This is a genomic window from Corynebacterium sp. p3-SID1194 (assembly GCF_025144155.1).
In the GTDB taxonomy this organism is placed as follows: domain Bacteria; phylum Actinomycetota; class Actinomycetes; order Mycobacteriales; family Mycobacteriaceae; genus Corynebacterium.
The window spans coordinates 62,672-81,014 of the sequence record NZ_JALXWY010000003.1 but is presented as its reverse complement, the minus strand read 5'-3'; the positions used below and the strand labels follow the sequence as shown (position 1 = coordinate 81,014).

18 protein-coding genes and 1 pseudogene are annotated in these 18,343 nt (G+C 62.7%); 7 read left to right on the top strand and 12 right to left on the bottom strand.

Annotated elements, in window-relative coordinates:
* The first annotated feature begins 14 nt into the window (after positions 1-14).
* Both M3G19_RS03660 and M3G19_RS03655 read left to right on the top strand, forming a co-directional pair.
* Complete coding sequence (locus M3G19_RS03660) at positions 15-173, top strand: hypothetical protein (RefSeq protein ID WP_210571529.1); 159 nt, start codon at positions 15-17, stop codon at positions 171-173.
* Complete coding sequence (locus M3G19_RS03655; RefSeq protein ID WP_259900489.1) at positions 142-1,209, top strand: S1 family peptidase; 1,068 nt, start codon at positions 142-144, stop codon at positions 1,207-1,209. The genes M3G19_RS03660 and M3G19_RS03655 overlap by 32 nt, the downstream gene beginning before the upstream one ends.
* Before the next feature lie 33 nt (positions 1,210-1,242).
* Here M3G19_RS03655 and M3G19_RS03650 read toward each other — a convergent pair whose 3' ends face one another.
* Positions 1,243-2,064 (bottom strand): hypothetical protein, encoded by an 822-nt coding sequence (locus tag M3G19_RS03650; RefSeq protein ID WP_259900488.1) that lies wholly within the window; start codon positions 2,062-2,064, stop codon positions 1,243-1,245.
* Positions 2,065-2,167: 103 nt separating this feature from the next.
* On the opposite strand from M3G19_RS03650, the gene M3G19_RS03645 reads away from it, so the two are divergent.
* Both M3G19_RS03645 and M3G19_RS03640 read left to right on the top strand, forming a co-directional pair.
* Positions 2,168-2,692, top strand: a complete 525-nt coding sequence (locus M3G19_RS03645; protein WP_259900487.1) for an NUDIX domain-containing protein — start codon at positions 2,168-2,170, stop codon at positions 2,690-2,692.
* 7 nt (positions 2,693-2,699) lie between these two features.
* On the top strand, positions 2,700-3,335 hold the full coding sequence (locus M3G19_RS03640; RefSeq protein WP_259900486.1) for a glycoside hydrolase family 25 protein: 636 nt from the start codon (positions 2,700-2,702) through the stop codon (positions 3,333-3,335).
* Between the two features lie 97 nt (positions 3,336-3,432).
* Here the strand turns inward: M3G19_RS03640 and M3G19_RS03635 are convergent.
* The 6 genes and pseudogenes from M3G19_RS03635 to glnA form a co-directional block, all read right to left on the bottom strand.
* Positions 3,433-3,714, bottom strand: a pseudogene (locus tag M3G19_RS03635) (CPBP family intramembrane glutamic endopeptidase); the annotation flags it as partial.
* 485 nt (positions 3,715-4,199) lie between these two features.
* Positions 4,200-4,667: a hypothetical protein gene (locus M3G19_RS03630; RefSeq protein ID WP_259900484.1), complete on the bottom strand. Its 468-nt coding sequence runs from the start codon at positions 4,665-4,667 to the stop codon at positions 4,200-4,202.
* Positions 4,668-4,681: 14 nt separating this feature from the next.
* Positions 4,682-4,807: a hypothetical protein gene (locus tag M3G19_RS03625; RefSeq protein WP_259900482.1), complete on the bottom strand. Its 126-nt coding sequence runs from the start codon at positions 4,805-4,807 to the stop codon at positions 4,682-4,684.
* A gap of 131 nt (positions 4,808-4,938) precedes the next feature.
* Positions 4,939-5,886 (bottom strand): hypothetical protein, encoded by a 948-nt coding sequence (locus tag M3G19_RS03620; RefSeq protein ID WP_259900480.1) that lies wholly within the window; start codon positions 5,884-5,886, stop codon positions 4,939-4,941.
* A gap of 83 nt (positions 5,887-5,969) precedes the next feature.
* Positions 5,970-6,905, bottom strand: coding sequence for a TDT family transporter (locus tag M3G19_RS03615; protein ID WP_259900479.1), 936 nt, complete (start codon positions 6,903-6,905; stop codon positions 5,970-5,972).
* 103 nt (positions 6,906-7,008) lie between these two features.
* Positions 7,009-8,418, bottom strand: coding sequence for a type I glutamate--ammonia ligase (glnA, locus tag M3G19_RS03610; protein ID WP_259900851.1), 1,410 nt, complete (start codon positions 8,416-8,418; stop codon positions 7,009-7,011).
* 152 nt (positions 8,419-8,570) lie between these two features.
* Here glnA and M3G19_RS03605 point away from each other — a divergent pair, with 152 nt between their 5' ends.
* Positions 8,571-9,053 (top strand): RDD family protein, encoded by a 483-nt coding sequence (locus M3G19_RS03605; RefSeq protein WP_396121737.1) that lies wholly within the window; start codon positions 8,571-8,573, stop codon positions 9,051-9,053.
* 38 nt (positions 9,054-9,091) lie between these two features.
* Here the strand turns inward: M3G19_RS03605 and M3G19_RS03600 are convergent, their stop codons facing one another.
* The 3 genes from M3G19_RS03600 to M3G19_RS03590 form a co-directional block, all read right to left on the bottom strand.
* Positions 9,092-9,880 (bottom strand): DUF4191 domain-containing protein, encoded by a 789-nt coding sequence (locus M3G19_RS03600; protein ID WP_259900478.1) that lies wholly within the window; start codon positions 9,878-9,880, stop codon positions 9,092-9,094.
* Between the two features lie 135 nt (positions 9,881-10,015).
* Positions 10,016-11,230: a MaoC/PaaZ C-terminal domain-containing protein gene (locus M3G19_RS03595; RefSeq protein WP_259900477.1), complete on the bottom strand. Its 1,215-nt coding sequence runs from the start codon at positions 11,228-11,230 to the stop codon at positions 10,016-10,018.
* 5 nt (positions 11,231-11,235) lie between these two features.
* Complete coding sequence (locus M3G19_RS03590; RefSeq protein ID WP_259900476.1) at positions 11,236-12,570, bottom strand: 3-oxoacyl-ACP reductase; 1,335 nt, start codon at positions 12,568-12,570, stop codon at positions 11,236-11,238.
* Positions 12,571-12,762: 192 nt separating this feature from the next.
* Here M3G19_RS03590 and M3G19_RS03585 point away from each other — a divergent pair, with 192 nt between their 5' ends.
* Both M3G19_RS03585 and M3G19_RS03580 read left to right on the top strand, forming a co-directional pair.
* Positions 12,763-14,058 carry an acetyl-CoA C-acetyltransferase gene (locus tag M3G19_RS03585; protein ID WP_396121736.1) on the top strand — a complete coding sequence of 432 codons (1,296 nt, stop codon included), beginning with the start codon at positions 12,763-12,765 and terminating at the stop codon, positions 14,056-14,058.
* A 54-nt stretch (positions 14,059-14,112) separates the two neighbouring features.
* A complete protein-coding gene (locus M3G19_RS03580) occupies positions 14,113-16,227 on the top strand; it encodes an acyl-CoA dehydrogenase family protein (RefSeq protein ID WP_259900475.1) in 2,115 nt (704 codons plus the stop codon).
* A 193-nt stretch (positions 16,228-16,420) separates the two neighbouring features.
* On the opposite strand, the gene lipA is transcribed toward M3G19_RS03580, so the two are convergent.
* Together lipA and lipB are read right to left on the bottom strand one after the other, a co-directional pair.
* Positions 16,421-17,509, bottom strand: a complete 1,089-nt coding sequence (gene lipA / locus M3G19_RS03575; RefSeq protein ID WP_259900474.1) for a lipoyl synthase — start codon at positions 17,507-17,509, stop codon at positions 16,421-16,423.
* 68 nt (positions 17,510-17,577) lie between these two features.
* Complete coding sequence (lipB, locus tag M3G19_RS03570) at positions 17,578-18,312, bottom strand: lipoyl(octanoyl) transferase LipB (protein WP_259900473.1); 735 nt, start codon at positions 18,310-18,312, stop codon at positions 17,578-17,580.
* Positions 18,313-18,343: the final 31 nt, after the last annotated feature.

Genomic DNA, 18,343 nt, shown 5'->3' with positions numbered 1-18,343 from the left:
AGACACCAGCCACCATGGCCCAGGAGCAGTTCGCAGGCCCCGAACACTACACCGAATTCGACCCGGAGAAATTTCTCCGCGACATGAACTTGATCAAGGAATTCGGCGAGAAGGGCGACAACGGCGAGAAGAGCACCACCGATGACACACACTCCGGAGAGCAGGACGCCTAAGCACGCCGCACCTGACGTGTCGTACCCGTACTACGAGGCGGGCCACGACGGGACGCACCGGGCGGACCAGAGGCCAGAAGAACACCACGGTTCCTCAGCGGGAGTGGCGCTGTGGGCGGCCATGGTCGTGATCGCCACCTTCATGGTGGCTTCCGTGGCATGGCTGGGAGTCACCACGGCGCAGCACCCGACGCCGTCAGCGGAGGAACGCCAGGAGCGCGAGCACGTGCAGCGTCCCCCGGGGGAACAGCACCACGACGGGCAGGCGGAGAACCCGGACCAGCCGGCGATGGGGTACCAAGTTTCCTCCCCGGCATTCGCGCAGTGGGCGCCCGGCACCAAGATCCAGGCAACTGACCACTATCCGCAGGCGGGCGAACAGTTCACGGCGCAGACATGCACGGTCGCGTTCAGCTTCAGTGGCCCAGACGGGCGCAATTATGCCGTCACTGCCGGCCACTGCGGCAAAGAAGGCGACCTGGTGTGGCCGACGTACGCCGAGACGGTCTCGGATTATTCCGTGGAGGTCGGGCATTACATCTATTCGGGCCTCTACAGCGACGATGTGGGGGAGACCGGGGACATCGACGTGGGCATCATCGAGATCACCGACCCCGACCGCTATATGGACCTCGTGGGCAAGCCGATCGAGACGGCGCTGTACTCCGGGGATATTCCGGTGGGAGAAGAGATCTGCAAGACGGGTGCCACCACAGGATTCACCTGCGGAGATTTCGAGGCCTCGAACCGCACGCAGATCATCCGCACTGACACAGAGACCGAGCGGGAGACCTACGGCGATATCGCCCACGTCTGCGCACTGCCGGGCGATTCCGGCGGACCGGTGTTCTATCTCATTGGCGGGCGCGCCAGCATTATCGGTGTCGTCTCCGGTACCGAAGCAGGCCGCGCCGCTGAGCCATGTGACGCAGCAGGCTCAGAGACCAAGATGATGTCGTACTCCAACTACGACCAAGTAATGGAGGTCATCAATCGGGTCGTTCCCGGCGTCGACTGGGTGGAGCAGACCTGGTAAGGGGGGCAGGGGAGACGTCGATAAGCGAAATGCTTAGAACCGTTCGTCTTCTATCCATGCGTCGGCCTTGCCGCGCTCCTTGATCAGGCGGTGGACCACCTCCGGCGAGTACGTGGTAAAACGGATCTCCTGCACTGCGCGCGGGCGGCGCACCTCGTGCCACGTCTCGTGAATGCGGGCAGCCTGCTCTTCGTTGTCGACGAACCACGTCATGGACACGTGGTTGCTGTGGCCGTACGACGGATTATGGGCGAAATCGATCGAATCCGCCTCCCCTTCCAGCGCGACGTCGAGCATGCGCTCGAAGGTCTCGCCCGGCATCGTGGAGTAGCAGAAACCGTTGAACGTCAGCCGGACATTATCCGGCGTGGTCAGCGCCATCGAGTCCACACAATTCTGCTCGAGCAGGCGACTGACGTGGCCCGTGAATTCCGGCATATCCTCGAGCGCGAGCTCCGTGACATCGCCAGTGACCGCGACACCCGTGTACGTGCGGGCCGTCTTAGCGTTCTCGATGAAATGCGCGCGTATCGACGACCGCACTTGCTCTTCGCTCGTCTCCGGCGGCGCCGGCTTCGGCGGGCGTGAGACGCTCGGCTGGCCATCCGAGCCCGTCACGGTGGTCACCGTCGGGATATCGTGCACGCTTGTCGACGATTCCGTCGACGTCGCCGTCGATGTGCTCGAAGCGCGCTCCTGCGCCGACGACTCGTAATTGAACAGACCGACCGTGAGCACGATGCACACGATCACCAACGCCCCGAAACCCACGATGAACGCGCCCGCGGGCACACGGCTGTACGCGTTGTCCTCGGTGTCCTGCGTGCTGATGGGTGGGGTGACCTGCGTGCTCATAATGAAGATGATGTTAGTTCACCCACCCGTTAACGCGGGGACGCGGGACGTAGACTTGGACGGCGAACTCGCTTGACGCTTCCGGACAGAAAGGTGCGCACACATGCCCATCCCCGAATTCATCGTGGAAATGCGGAAGAAAATCGGCACCGACCTGATGTGGATCCCGGCTGTCACCGCCGTGGTGCTCCGCGATTCCACCGACGACTCCCCGTGGGCCGTGCCCGAAGTTCTCTTGGTCAAGCGCTCCGACAACGGCGAATGGACGCCCGTGACGGGGATCTGCGACCCAGGTGAGGAGCCCCACCACGCGGCCAAGCGTGAAGTGGAGGAAGAAACCGGTGTGGCTGCCAGCGCTGCTGCGCTCCTCGGCGTCGGAGCGGTCGGCCCTATCGTGCACGCCAACGGCGACAACGCCACCTACATGTCTGTCGCGATCCGCCTTGAGGCCGACAATCCCGCCGCTGTACCGGAAGTCGGCGATGACGAGAACACCGAGACCGGCTGGTTCTCTATCGCTCAGATGCCGGTGACCGACCCGAAGTGGCGTCTCGTCATCGCCGACGCCGTTGCCCAGCGCAAGCACCCCGCGGCTTTCACACCGCGCATGGGGTTCTCCAAGCGCTAAGCAGCTCATGGCCGCGGAATTGCGCATCGGCATCGACGTCAGCGAGCACCAAGACGGGCTGAGCCTGGTCCAAGCGGCTGCCGAGGGCATCGATTTCGTCGTCGTGCGCACCACTGACGGCACCTACCGGGACCGGACGTACGCATCGCATATCGACGACGCACGCCGCGCCGGTCTTTTCATCGAGACCTACCACTACCTGCGCAACCCTTCGGAGGGCACTACGGTTGTGGAGCAGGTCGACGCCGCCTGTGCGGTGATGGGGGAGCAGGTCTATCCCATGTGGATCGACTGTGAGACACCCGCTGGACTCAGCCTCGACCACGTGCGCCAGGCCCGCGATGAATTGACCGCGCGTGGTGTGCCCGTCGCCGGAATCTACACGTATCCGCGCTATTGGCGTTGGCGGATGCTCGGCGCTGGCACCACCGAATTCGGGTCCGTGTGGGTCGCTGATTACGGCGCAGACAATGTCGGGACGCCGCGGGAGCTCCTTCAGGGACGTGCGTGGCCGAGGGCTATAGGCAAGCAAACACCCGTGATGTGGCAGTACGGCTCGCGCGGTCTCGTTGCCGGTTACGAGGTGGATGTCGACGTGCGCGCGCGATCAGCACGTAGGCAATGCCCGTCGCGGCGACGGTAGCCACCACAGAGATGAGCAGATCGGCAGTGGTCGCTGCATTGAGATTCACCCCGCCAACATCGAATGCGTCGGGCGCGTAGGCGGAAGTGTTGCCCACAGCGTGGACGGCTGCCGCCGCCTCAATCCCGCCGGTGGTGTAGGTCAAAAACATCGCGCAAGCCGCGAAGACCCCCACGCTGACCATGCCCTGCCAGCCGTAGTGGTGGCCCGACAGGAAGAACAGGAACGGCAGCAGGTACGCCACGATGGCGGGGGAAAACCACTGGCCCATGATCTGGACCAGCGAGCCGCGGAAGAAGAGCTCCTCCGACAACGACTGCAGCGGCGCCAGCGCGATGATGACGGCGAGTGCACCCCAATTGAGCGGCCCGGCTGTCATCTGTGAACGGTCAAAATTCACGATGGCGTAGATCCCCTCGCCGCCCAGGAAGATCAGGGCCGGGATGAGAGCGAGACCGAAATTCTTCCAGCGGAAACGGCGCTCCGTCGACCACAACGCACGTGGGTCGCGTCCGGTGAGCCGGGCCGCGATGAAGCCTGCCGGAATGGCCGCGACCCAGCCGATGAATGTCACGACGGCTAAGTACGGGCGGTCTGCGAAGTCGAATGGGTCGAAAGCACTGACACTCGGTTGCGCGATCTTCTCGTAGAGGTAGAACAGGCCGGTCGCTCCGGCAGTGAGCCCGATCATGAGCGAGGTAGCGAGCACGAGCTCCAGCAGCGGACGCCACCACGCGGGTCGGGGAGGCATTCCGGCTGGAGCTCGTGAAGAGTCCGATGCTGCATCAGCGGGGAGACGGTATGTGCGGCCGAGGAGATGATAGGCGCTCATAACCGGAGTTTATCACTGTGTTCACCTCACCCTTAGCGGGTGATGAGCTCGTCCCGGTTGATCTTGCCGGCCAACGAGCGCGCGATCATGAACGGCACCCACAGGATCTGGACGGTGAGCAGCTTGGCGAAGAAGAGGGCGACCTCCGTGGCATCGAGCTCGACCCACAGCTGGCACGCCAGCGCGACGAGCCCGGAGATGAGGAAGAACGCGATAGAGAGAACGAGTCCCGTCTTGAAACCGTCCTCGCGCGCCTCGAGGTGGTGCTGCAGCTCGTACTCGTCGAGCTCCGCCCCCGGAAGGTCGGCGCCATTGATCTGCTTGCGCAGGGCGACCGTGCCGACGGCTGCGGCGAGAGCACCTACCATCCACAGCAGGTTCGCGATGCCCGGCTGGAAGAACTGGAGAGCGGCGGAAAGGATCACCACGGCAATCGCAGCGTCGGTCGCATGGATTGTGCGGTTGCGGGCCTTGACGGTATTCGGTGTGGCGGCGGTCATGAGTGGTTCCTCCATTAGATTTCGTCGGGCATGTTGATGTCGATCGCTTCCGCGAGCTGCGCGCGCGTTAAGTCCCTCTCCACGCGCAGCACCCGCACCTGACGGTGGATCAGGTCAACGGGACCCTTCTTTGGGGGCATGATCCAAAGTGTTGCATAAACACAACACTCCGTCAATAGTTTTTGGTGATTCGTCGATAAGCGCGCTTGCTGTGGAAAGACGAAACCCGGGCATCCGTGCTGTGGATGCCCGGGGTGAAGAGGGGCGCTGTTTAGCGGCCGAACTGCTGGTGCGGGTAACCGGCGCCCGGTCCCGGCTGCTGGCCCGGGTTGAACCCCGGTCCTGGCTGGCCCTGCGGAGAGAACGGCTGGCCCTGCGGAGAGAACGGCTGGCCCTGCTGGAAACCCTGCTGCTGCGGCTGGCCCGGACCGAAACCCTGTGGCTGGCCTGGCTGACCGGGGCCTGCGAACGCCGGCGTGCTCGGGGATTTCTTAGATCCACCGTTGATCAGCGCGAAAACAAATGCTGCAATGGCGGCGATAGCCAACAGGACCCAAGTCCAGAAACCGCCACCAAAGCTCACCTGCAGGAGATCCTTGATCTCTGGTTGATCGTTGGCGTCGGCGTAATTGAGCACTGCAACGATGATCGCGATGACCTGGAACGCTGCCGCGGCGAGCCCAGCCATGATGCCGAAGCGCTCCAGTTTGAGGAAACCAAGCACGATGGCGGAAACGTATGCGACGAGCACGAGAGCGGTCAATGCGATCAGCACGACCTGGAAATCTTCGAATTCGGCGGTATTTGAGTATCCGTTCTCGATTTGCTTGGCAAACTCACTGGTATCGGCAGTCTTGAATTTGGCCCTAGCCCACCAGTTCATGGTCACCGTGAAGTCGAGAATATTGTCTTCGATGCCGAGATTGAGGCCGCCGAATTCTTCTTCAAGTTGGGCGCGCTGCGCTTCCGCGTCCGACTTCAGCGTCAAGATAGGGAAGAAGCTGCTGATCAGGCTGAGAAGGAACAAGCCGATTGCCGCGAACGTCGGCCACCCAGGAAGTGACGAGGATTTCGTTGCCGCGGCAGTGGAACCCGCAGAAGGCCGACCGGCGGGGCCGTTCGGTGCCTGCTGCTGGTTGCCCCACTGCTGGGAGCCTGGGCCGGGGTTGCCGTGATTGCCAATGGGGCCGTTCGGGCCGGGCATGTTCGGAGTAGTCATTATCGCCTTCTTCGAGCAGTTGTACGGACGGACCCAAATATATAACCGGTGAGAAAATTTTGCCGAAGAATGCGCGAAGGGACCTATCCCTTTTGGCGGCGTCCTTCCGCGACCCAGCTTAGGAATCTTCCCGAACACAGCGACCAATGGATGATGAGGAGAATCGGAATGCTGAGTGCGACCACATCGAGCCATTCTGACCCGTTGACGAGGGCGAGCTGGTGGCCGCCCATGCTGATCGTGCCCGGCGGGAAGGTGCACGCCCACCAGGCTGGTGAGTACTCGACCCACCGCGCGACGTTCGGGTAGAAGGTGAACATTGCGAATAGCGCTAATGGAATGGCGATCCCGAGCGCGATGAGACCATAGAAGATCGACACGGGACCGGGGTAGAGGATCTGCATCGCTGTTGTGGATTGTCCGACAACACCGAGCGGGACCCATGCAGTGGCCGAGTTCGGGCCGCGTAGATCAACCTTCCGGTGCCAGGCAGCCCAATAAACGCGAATGAAGACCGGCACTGCTGTGAGGATCGACATGGCGAAGAAGACGGTGCCCATGATGTGGTACATCTCGCCGTAATCGCGGGCGAGCCAACCGGCGACGGAGGCCGAAATCATCGGTCCGACAAGAGGCAAGCCCCAGGTAAACCGCGGGGTGCCGTCGAAACGCGTCAGCTGGATGGCCCAGGTGACAACCGTGACGGGCGCACCGATCCAGAATCCGATGAGGCGGTACACACCCTCGCCGGTCAAGCCCGAAAGCGCTGCGCCGAGCGCCAAGATGCCGATGAAGAACATTGACCATTCCGCCATCGTCGTGCGCTCGAAGCTGGGGTGGCGGTAGCGCGCGAATCCGTACACGAGCACCACGAGGATCACGCAGGCGATCGCGGCGAAGATGCCCGCGCCGACCATCATGTTCTTTTCGACGAGCAGACGAGCGACGATCGACGTGCCCATGAGGCTGCCGCCCCAAGCGGGGCCGGGCGGAGGCAGTTGGCGGAACTTATCAGTCACTCAACATATGGTAATCATCTGAGCTGATTGTGCGAAACGGGAAAACCCCGCGACCTCCTCGGGAACGGGAGGCGCGGGGTGGTGCGGCGCAGCAGCGCGCGCTTTAGACGTCGAAGTACATTTCGTACTCGAGCGGAGTCGGGCGCAGACGCGCCGGCGTGATCTCCTCGTCTACCTTCAGCTTGATGTAGGCCTCGATGAGGTCCTCGGTGAAGACATCACCTTCGGTAAGAAAGTCGCTGTCTTCTTCCAATGCAGCCAAAGACGACTCGAGCGAGGTCGGAGCCTGCGGAATGGATTTCGCTTCCTCCGGCGGGAGCTCGTAGAGGTCCTTGTCCACCGGCTCGTGCGGTTCGATACGGTTCTTCACACCGTCTAAGCCGGCCAGCATCATCGCCGCGAAGCCAAGGTACGGGTTACCGCTCGGGTCCGGTGCACGGAACTCGATGCGCTTGGCCTTCGGGTTCGAACCCGTGATCGGAATTCGGATCGCCGCGGAGCGGTTGCGTTGCGAGTACACAAGGTTGATCGGGGCCTCGAAGCCTGGGACCAAACGGTGGTAGGAGTTCAGCGTCGGGTTCGTAAACGCCAGCACTGCTCCTGCGTGGTGGAGAATGCCGCCGATGTAGAAACGCGCGATATCGGACAGGCCGCCGTAGCCGGACTCGTCGTAGAACAGCGGCTCGCCGTCCTTCCACAGGGACTGGTGGGCGTGCATGCCGGAGCCGTTGTCGCCGGCAATCGGCTTCGGCATGAACGTCGCTGTCTTGCCCCATTCCTTTGCGGTGTTTTTGATGATGTACTTGAAAGTCTGCAGGTCATCAGCCGCATGCAGCAGGGTATTGAACTTGTAATTGATCTCCTGCTGACCGCCAGTGCCCACCTCGTGGTGGAACCGCTCGATTTCGAAACCGGCCTGCGCCAGGCGCAGCGTCATGTCGTCGCGGACATCGAGCGTCTGATCGTACGGCGGGACGGGGAAGTATCCGCCCTTCAAACGCGTCTTGTAGCCGAGGTTCGGGGAACCGTCGTGCTCGACCTCACGATCGCGGTTCCACCAACCTTCGATGGAATCCACCTCGTAGAAAGCCTTGTGCGCGTCAGTGGAGTAGCGCACGGAATCGAAGAGATAGAACTCCGCCTCTGCGCCGAAGAAACACGTGTCAGCAATGCCGGTGGACGCGAGGTACTCCTCAGCTTTGAGCGCGACGTTGCGTGGATCGCGAGAAAACGCTTCGTGCGTGAACGGGTCGTTGACGAAGAACTTCACATTCAGCGTCTTCGCCTTGCGGAATGGATCGATCTGCGCGGTAGCGAGATCCGGCAAGAGAATCATGTCGGACTCATCAACAGTGGTGAAACCGCGAATCGACGAACCGTCGAAAGCCAAGCCTTCCTCGACAGCGTCCTCGTCGAACATGGACGCAGGAATGCTGAAGTGGTGCTCAATGCCAGGCACATCGGTGAAGCGGACGTCGACGAACTCGACTTCTTCATCCTTGATGAACTTCATCGTGTCCTGGATATTTTCAAAGCCCACAGTTAAAAACTCCTTGAGTGCAAATTGGGTGCTTCCACCGATGTTACATGGAAGGGCAATGTCTCCGCCGGTGTACCGAAGAGATGAATTCGGATTAGAAAAACGGTGTTCTATCCTTGATGACCATGGGTAATGCGCAGCGTGGCGGCAACGCCGGAAAACAATCGCCCCGTCCCGTGGGCGGCGACGACGACTTCATGGTCGGACGCTGGCCAGGGGAGCACCTCGGCATGCCGAAGAACGGCAGCGGAGCCATGGCATCGGTCATGCGCCGCGCCGGAGGCGTGCTCATCGACTGGGGAATCTGCTGGATCATTGCGGGTTTCATCGTCATGAATACCCACGTATTCGGCGGGACTGCCACGTTGACGTACATCCTTTGGCTGTTGCTGGGAATCTTCAGCGGCTGGCTCTTTGCGCGCACGCCGGGAATGGCAGTGCTGGGGATGGGCGTCGCTCGCGTCGATAAGCCTGGCGCGACCGTCGGCTTCTGGCGAGCGGCGGTGCGCACCATCTTGACTGGATTCATCTTCCCCGCGGCGATCGTTGACCCTGACGGCCGCGGGATGCACGATCGTGCGACCGGAACAGCAGTAATCCGCTCGTAGCCAGGTGGCTGACGAGCGGATTTAGCTGGAAACTCTGTTTATTTTCCCTTGCGCTGCTGCATGCGGCGCATCTTGCGGTTCATGCCCGCCATATTCTGCGCCTGGTGCGGCATCGGACCCTTCGGCAGGCCGGCGCGCTGGCCGCCGCGGATATTGTCCATCGCCTCGAGCTTCGCGTTGACGGAATAAACCTCGTCCTTGCTGTAGTTCTTCGGAAGTTTCAACAGCGTGCGCTGGAGCTTTTTCGGCGGGACCTGGTCCTCGCCCGAACCCACGAGAATCTCGTGGATGGGGACTCCCGCGACGAGGCGGTCGATGCGCTTGCGCTCTTTCTCCATCATCGGCTTGAGACGCTTCGGGTCGCCCTCTCCGACGAGCACGACACCAGGGTTGCCCACCACGCGGTGGACGGTGTCCATCTGCGGATTAGCGGCAATACCCGTCTTGGTCAGCCACACGATGCCCATCGTGTTGCGCATGTTCTCGAGCGTCCACGCAGCTGCGCCTGGGGTGTCGCCGACTTCCTCGTACATGGAGCCCTCGAGGCGCCGGGTGAAGATGAACATCGCCAGAACGAAGCCGAACAGAATGCCAGGGACGAGCATGAACCACTCGCCACCGAACAGCAGACCGATCAGGAAGAAGAGCAGCGCCACGCCGACGATGGACGCCAGCATCAGCGGGATCAGCTTCTTATCGCGCTTGCGCTGGAGGTTGAACGCCTGCCAGATCTGGGAACGGGTCTGCTTGCGTTTCATGCGCTTCGCCGAGCGCTGTTCCTTCTTCGCGGAAGCGTCGGCTGCAGTTGCCTTCTTGTCCTTTGCCATGGTCACTAGAGTAACGAAGAGCCCGCACACCGCACGAACTACCACGGCTGATTGGTGCCACACACGCGAAAACCCGCCGCTTCCTGTGGCGGGGAAGCGGCGGGAAAGCGCGGCCGACGAGTCAGCGCTTGTGGCCTACAGCGGAGTGATCTCCGCGTTGAGGTGCAGCTTGTCCGGCTTAGAGGAGCCGCGCAGCTGGATATCGTACGAACCGTCCTCGTCCTTGATGGTCCACAGAGCGACCTGCGCTGGGATCACCACAGGCTTGACGAACTCGACGGAGTAGCGCAGTGCCTGAGGCAGACGGCCCTCAAGCGGGGCGAGCACAGCCGCGGCGGAGTACATGCCGTGAGCGATGCGCGCCGGGAACCCGAACAGTTTCGCACCCAGGTTGGAGGTGTGAATCGGGTTGTGGTCGTTGGAGGCCTCGACATACGCATTGACGTCGGCACCAGTCCAGCGCCAGCGGGCGTTCGGCTTGAACTCCGGAAGCTCCGGCTTCGGCAGGACCTTGCCGGAATCCTCGGCGCGGGTGGTCACGCTGACATTTGCAGACTTGGCGAATTTCGCGCCCATGCCCAAAAACGTCGAAGTCTGGCGCCACACCGGCTCCCCGTTCTCCTCGCCTTCGACGAAGATCTCGGTGACGATGTCGACCAGTAGACCACGGCGGTGCGGACGCAGGTTCTCGCCGTGGGAGCGGATGGTGTACGTGTCGTCGACCTTGAGCGTGCGGGTCTGTTCGATCACGTTGGTGACGTGCACCGCGCCCATCGCCGCGTACGGGAAGTCCGGGCGGGAGAGCAACTCCATGACGAGCGGGAAAGAGAGGACGAAGAAGTAGGTCGGCGGCAGATCGTTGCCCAGGCGCAGACCGGTCGCGCTGGTGTAGTCAGCCAGGTTGGCCTTATCCACCTTCACGCCGTTGACCTGGATTGCCGATGTCGGATCCTGCTTCGCCTCGCGGGTACCGCCGATACCTGGAATGGCGCTGACGAAGATCTTGCGGTTGATCGCCTTCATGTCCGGGATGGACTTCAGGTTCTCGTACTGGCGGGTGCCGTTGCCGTTGGTGGATCCGGCGGCTGCCTTCGGCGCAGTTGCGTCGGCCTTCGACTCTGTCGCCTCTTCAGCCTTCTTTTCGGCGGCATCGGTCAGCTCGTCGACCTTGGACGAGACCTTCTCCTTCACGTCTTCGAAGGTGTCGGCTGCCTTTTCAGCGACCTCTTCAGCCTTGTCCTGAGCCTGTGCAGCGGCTTCCTTAGCTTCGGTCTTGGCTTCAGCGGCGGCTGCTTCGGCCTTCTTCTTGGGGTCGTTGTCGTCGTTGCCCCGATTTACAGCAGTAGTCATTGTGTTTACGCTCCCAGGAGGTTCTGGCCGCAGACACGGACGGTGTTGCCGTTGACGGCGACGGAAGACGGTGCAGAGAAGTATGCGACGGTCTCAGCGACGTCGACCGGCTGGCCGCCCTGGTTCAGGGAGTTCAGGCGACGGCCGACCTCGCGCGGGCCGAGCGGCATAGCGGCGGTCATGTCGGTCTCGATGAAGCCCGGTGCGACGGCGTTGATGGAACCGCCGGCCTCGGCGATGCGCTCAGCCAGAGCGTCGACGAAGCCGACCACGCCTGCCTTGGTGGTGGCGTAGTTGGTCTGGCCGCGGTTACCGGCGATGCCAGCCATGGAGGAAACACCGATGATGGCCGGATTCTCGGCGAATGCGTCGGCGTCGAGCAGCGCCTCGGTGATGCGCACCGGTGCGACGAGGTTGATGTTCTGGACCATGTTCCAGCGGTCCTCGTCCATATTGACGAGCAGCTTGTCGCGGGTGACACCTGCGTTGTGGACGATGGTGTCGATCTTGCGGCCGTAGCGCTCCTGGGCGTGCTTGGCGATCTCCTCGGCGGCCTTCGGGTTGGTCACGTCGAGCGGCAGGGCAGTGCCCTTGACCTTGTTCGCGGTCCCGGCGAGGCCCTCACCAGCCTGCGGGATGTCCACGCAGATCACCTTGGCACCGTCGCGGGCCAGGGTCTCGGCGATGGTGGCACCGATGCCGCGAGCAGCACCGGTGACGACAGCGAGACGGCCCTCGAGCGGCTTCTCCCAGTTCTCCGGAAGCTGAACATCGACCGGGGTAATGCGGATGACCTGTGCGTCGACGAAAGCAGACTTGCCGGACAGGAGGAAGCGGAGAGTGGACTCGACCTTGTTGATCTGTGCGCCGTCGATCGCCGGGTCCACGTAGACCAGCTGAACCGTGGCGGACTTGCGCATCTCCTTGGCCAGGGAGCGGGTGAAGCCCTCGAGTGCACGGGCAGCGATGCGGGCATCAGCGTTCTCGAGCAGCTCCGGGGTGGTGCCGATGACGATAAGGCGTGCGTTGTCCAGGACCTTCTTCAGCTGCGGGTTGAAGAATTCGTACAGCTGGACCAGGTCTTCCGGCTTCTCCAGCTGGGTCGCGTCAAAGACGATGCCGGCGCGCTTGGTGTCTGCCTCAGCCTTGATCAGCTTGTACGGGCCGTCGAGGAGAGACGTGATCTGCTCGGCCAGTCGGCCGTTGCCACCGACGACGACCGGGCCGTGAAGAAGATCCTCACCCTGCTTGTAGCGGCGTAGGGGGTAGCCCTGGGGGACACCCGCCTTAGCGGCGAGAGGGGAGTTGATGAACTGTTCGAGGAGGCCTTTCTTTGCCACAACTTTCTCCTTCTGATTTGGGGGTGCGACCGTATCAATTCGGTAGCTCTGTGTCGGATACTATTATAAGATCGCAATGGTGACGAACCTTACAAAGTTCGAACTTTGTAAAATGTCAGACAAATATCGCACGGTAAACGACTGAACAGCAGTTACTTACCTCGAGCTCCATGGGAAGTGCAGGAAATAAGCATGAATCAACCCCGCAAAGTAGCCATTCTCGGCGGAAACCGTATCCCGTTCGCGCGTTCCAACAAGGAGTACGCGAAGGCCTCTAACCAGGACATGCTGACCTCGGCCCTCAACGGTCTTGTCGCACGTTATGGCCTGCAGGACCAGGAGATGGGTCTCGTCGTCGGCGGTGCTGTGCTCAAGCACGCACGCGATTTCAACCTGGTTCGCGAGTCCGTGCTCGGTTCGGAGCTGGCGTCTACGACCCCGGCCTTTGATCTGCAGCATGCTTGCGGCACGTCGCTGACTTCCGCGATCCAGGTCGCTGACGCTATCGCGCTCGGCCGAATCGAGAACGGCATTGCCTGCGGTGCCGACACCACCTCGGATGCTCCGCTGGCTGTCAATGACACGCTGCGTAAGACGCTGATCCGTCTCTCCAACGCGAAGTCTGTGAAGGATCAGCTGAAGCTCGCTGGTTCCATTCGTCCGAACCAGCTCGCTCCGGAGCAGCCGCAGAACGGTGAGCCGCGCACGGGCCTGTCCATGGGCGACCATGCGGCGATCACCGCACGCGAGATGGAGATCTCCCGTGAGGAGCAGGATGAACTAGCGGCGACCTCCCACCAGAACCTGGCCAAGGCATACGAAGAGAACTTCTTCGATGATCTGATGACCCCGTTCTTGGGCGTCAACCGCGACACCAACCTCCGCCCGGATTCCACCGTGGAGAAGCTGTCCAAGCTCAAGCCGGTCTTCGGTAAGAAGGACGCCGAGCAGCACGGCGGCACCGCCACCATGACCGCAGGTAACTCCACGCCGCTTACCGACGGCGCCGCGGCAATCCTGCTCAGCTCTGAAGAGTGGGCAAAGGAACAGAACCTTCCGGTCCGCGCGTACCTGGTCGACTCTGAGCTGGCTGCTGTGGACTTCGTGTCCGGCAAGGACGGCCTGCTGATGGCACCGACCTACGCAGTGCCGCGCCTGCTCGAGCGCAACGGACTGACCCTGCAGGACTTCGACTTCTACGAGATCCACGAGGCATTCGCTTCCCAGGTGCTCGCCACCCTCAAGGCATGGGAGGACGAGACCTACTGCCGCGAGCGCCTCGGTCTGGATGCCCCGCTGGGTTCCATCGACCGCTCCAAGCTCAACGTCAAGGGCTCTTCGCTGGCAGCCGGCCACCCGTTCGCGGCGACCGGCGCACGCATCCTCGCTTCCGCAGCGAAGACCCTCGAGGAAAACGGCGGCGGCCGCACCCTCATCTCCGTCTGTGCGGCAGGCGGCCAGGGTGTTGTCGCCATCATCGAGCGCTAAACACCACATACCCCCAACCACATAAAGGAAGCATTTTCAGGAAAGAAGGTCATCATGACTTCCGTTGAAGACAAAGTCCGCAAGGTCAATCTGGAACGCCGTCCCCAGAAGGCGTCTCCCGAAACCCGTTCCCCGCAGGCACTGCCGGAGACCCCGGACGCAGCAGTCGCGGGCAAGCTGAAGAAGCTGCTCGATGGCCAGTGGGAAGAGCAGAAGGACAATATCCGCGAGCAGCTCAACCGTGAGGAAGCGCTGCCGATGATCGAGGGCTCCGTTGAAGAGATCCGCGCCGCCCTGCTGGAGAAGGTCAAAATGGTGGCCGCCTCCGGCATGATGCAGACGGCCTTCTCCAAGGCGAACGGTGGCTCGGGTGAAGCCCACGTCGGCATCATGGGCCTGGACCTGCTCGGGCAGTTCAATGGCTCGCTGGCGATCAAGTCCGGTGTGCAGTTCGGCCTGTGGGGCGGTGCCGTGGACGTGCTGGGCACCGAGCGCCACCGCGAGTACGCCCAGGGTGCCATGGACCTGTCCAAGCTGGGCAGCTACGGCATGACTGAGCGCGGCCACGGCTCCAACGTGCAGGAGCTGCAGACCACGGCGACCTACGACCCGGAGACCCAGGAGTTCATCATCAACTCCCCGTCTCCGTCGGCCACCAAGGTCTACATCGGCAACACCGCCCGCGACGGCCGCTGGTCCGCTGTCTTCGCGCAGCTCTACACTCCGGGTGTGGAGGAATCCCACGGTGTGCACTGCTTCGTGGTGCGCATCCGCGAGGAAGATGGCTCCCCGGTCGAGGGCGTCACCATCGGCGACCACGGCCACAAGGGCGGCCTGCTTGGCGTCGACAACGGCACCCTGACGTTCGACAACGTCCGTATCCCACGTGAGGCGCTGCTCAACCAGTTCGGCGATGTCGATGCGGAGGGTAACTACACGTCTCCGATCGACTCGAAGAACCGCCGCTTCTTCACCATGCTGGGCACCCTGATTCGCGGCCGCATTGCCGTCGGTGCCGCCGGATCCGGCGCGACCAAGTCCTCCCTGGCGATCGCTCTGAAGTACGCGCACCAGCGCCGCCAGTTCGACTACGGCGACACCGGCGAGGAAAGCAAGCTGATCGACTACCGCCAGCACCGCCGCCGCCTGATCATCCCGCTGGCTCGCTCCTACGCGCTCCAGCTGCTGCAGAACCAGCTGACGGCCCGCTACGCCGACCAGACGGAACGCCAGGCCTCCGGCGAGTGGTCCGTGACCAACCCGACCGAAGCACAGGCTCTGGCTTCCCGCGAGATGGAGACCTTGGCGGCGGCGTTCAAGGCCGTGGCCACTGAGCACGCCACCGACACCATCCAGGAGTGCCGCGAGGCCTGCGGTGGCGCCGGCTTCATGTCGGAGAACCTGCTGACCACCTTCCGCGCCGACACCGACGTGTACAACACGTTCGAAGGCGACAACACCGTCCTGCTGCAGCTCGCCGGCAAGAACCTGCTGACCGCGTACACCAGCGAGATGGCTAACCCGTCCGCAGTGGACATCGTGAAGTTCGCGGCCACCAACGTGACCGACATCTTCCGCAGCCGCGCTGGCCTGGGCTCCACCGTCCAGTCCGTGGTGGACACGTTCACCAGCGAGGAAGCGTCCCTGTTCGATGCCGACTACCAGCTCAAGGTCGTCCAGATGCGCGAGCAGCTGGTCATGCGTTCCCTCATCCGCCGTATCCAGAGCGCACGCAAGCTGAACAAGGCTGAGGCTGCGAAGGTCATCGACAAGGCTCAGGACCACATGCTCAACGCCGCGTGGGCGTACATCGAGAACCTGATGGTCCAGGCCATGATTGAGGCCGAGCGCTCCCTGCCGGTGGGCTCCACCGAGCGCGCCGTCTTCGAGCAGGTGCGCCACCTGTTCGTTCTCGACACCATTGTCCGCGAGGCCGGCTGGTACCAGGAGCACAACGTGATCTCCTCCGGTCGCGTCAAGGCAGCCCGCGCATCCATCAACGACCTGGTCGACTCCCTCGGTCCGTGGTCCGAGGTGCTCGTGGACGCGTTCGCCATCCCGTCGGTTGTCCTCGACCGCCCGCTGTTCAAGGACGGTGGCACGGACGATTCCCGCGACAACCCGGAGGCATGGAAGGTCGGCTCCAACATTCCGACCGGCAAGAAGTAAGTCAGTGACGGTCCCTGATTAAGACGGAGCCTCGCTCACATGACTAAGGCCATCAGGGGAGATCCCTGGTGGGCTTTAGTCGTCGCTAGAACGAGTCACTGTTCGCATACGCCAAACCCAGCTATCTGGATCCAGATAGCTGGGTTTAGAGCTGTGGCGGGGCGGCGGAGCGCCTGAGCGCCCGCGCCCGCGTCTAGTCGGCGCCGATGCCCGGCATGCCAAGCCCGACGGCGGGGCGGCCTGCGGAGACGACCGGGGTTTCCTCGGACGCGCCGTACTTGTTCAGCAGGGTCTCGGCTTCCTGGTCGGTGGCGCCCTGGGAGGTCTCGGCGAGGTGCTTCAAGTTCTCCGGCAGCTCGCGGCCGTGGAACTTCATGGCCTCGACATAGAGCTTGCCTGCGCGGTAGGAGGAGCGCACCAGCGGGCCGGACATGACAGCGGCGAAGCCCATGTCGTAGGCGGCATCGCGGTACTCGATGAACTCCTCCGGCTTCACCCAGCGCTCGATCGGGTGGTACATCGGGCCGGGGCGCAGGTACTGAGTGATCGTGATGATGTCGGTGCCCGCGTCGTGCATGTCCTGGAGTGCTTCGAGGACCTCTTCACGGGTCTCGCCCATGCCGAGAATGAGGTTGGATTTGGTGATCAGCCCGTAATCGCGTGCCTGGCGGATGACGTCCAGGGAGCGGTCGTAGCGGAAAGCCGGGCGAATGCGCTTGAAGATGCGCGGGACGGTCTCCAAGTTGTGGGCGAAGACTTCCGGCTCGGACTCGAAGACCTGCTGGAGCAGGTCCGGCTTGCCGGAGAAGTCCGGGGTGAGGTTTTCCACGCCGGTGTGCGGGTTGAGCTCGTGGATCTTGCGCACAACCTCGGCGTAGAGCCATGCGCCCTCATCCTCGAGGTCGTCACGCGTGACACCGGTGATGGTGGAGTAGTTCAGCTCCATTTCGCGGACGCTCTCTGCGACGCGCTGCGGCTCTTCCCGATCGAGCGGCTCCGGCTTTGCGGAGTTGATCTGGCAGAAATCGCAGCGGCGGGAGCAGTTCGCGCCACCAATGAGGAAGGTAGCCTCACGGGATTCCCAACACTCGTGGATATTGGGGCAGCCGGCCTCTTGGCACACGGTGTGAAGGGAAGCACCCTTCACTTTCTTCCGCATGTCCTCGTATTCGGGGCCCGTTTTCACGGCGTTGCGGATCCAACGCGGCTTGGATTCGATCGGGGTCTGCGCGTTGCGTTTTTCAACGCGGCGCAGCTTGCGTCCTTCTTCTGCGACAGTCACGGGTTCCACGTTAACCCCGCTCGCGCAAAGGTGCGAATATCGCAGGCCGAAGCAACCCCCGTTTAGAGTCAGTCGCGCGAAATGGTGTGGTCAGCGACGGCGAGTTCGCCCGAGAGCGCGCGGTCCAGATTGCGGATGAGCAGGGGTGCCAGCTCTGCGGTAGTGAAGTCCCGACCCAGCTCCAGACTCATTGTTGTCACATCGGCGTCGCTGATCCCGCAGGCGACGATGTGGCCGAAGTATTCGAGGGTGTTGTTGCAGTTGACGGCGAGGCCGTGCATGGTCACGCCGCGGGTGATGCGGATACCTAGCTGGGCGACTTTGCGGTCGCGGCGCACGCCTATCGACGGATCGTCTGCCGGCACCCAGACACCGGAGCGGCCGTCGATGCGGCCGGCGTCCTCCACACCGAATTCGCGGATCGTGGCGATCATGGCTTCCTCGATGCGGCGGACGAAGTCCACCACGTCGACGGGGTCGGCGAGCTTGATAATGGGGTAGATGACCAGCTGGCCTTCACCGTGCCAGGTGATGCGGCCGCCGCGGTCGACGGTGACAACGGGCTGGCCGTTATCGGGGAGATCCTCCGGTTGGGTGCGCTTGCCGGCGGTGTATGTATTCGGATGCTGCAGTACGAGCAACGTATCGCCGATCTCGTCGTCGGCACGCTGGGCGGCGAGCTTCGCCTGCAGCTCCCAGGTCTCCGAATAGTCCACGAGCCCCAGTTCCCGCACGTCTAGTGGGGAATCTGAGGCTCGGATGGAGCGGTCGGCGGGGAAGAACGGTACACGTGGGGCACTCATGCCCTTCATGGTAGACCTCCCGCCGCGCCGG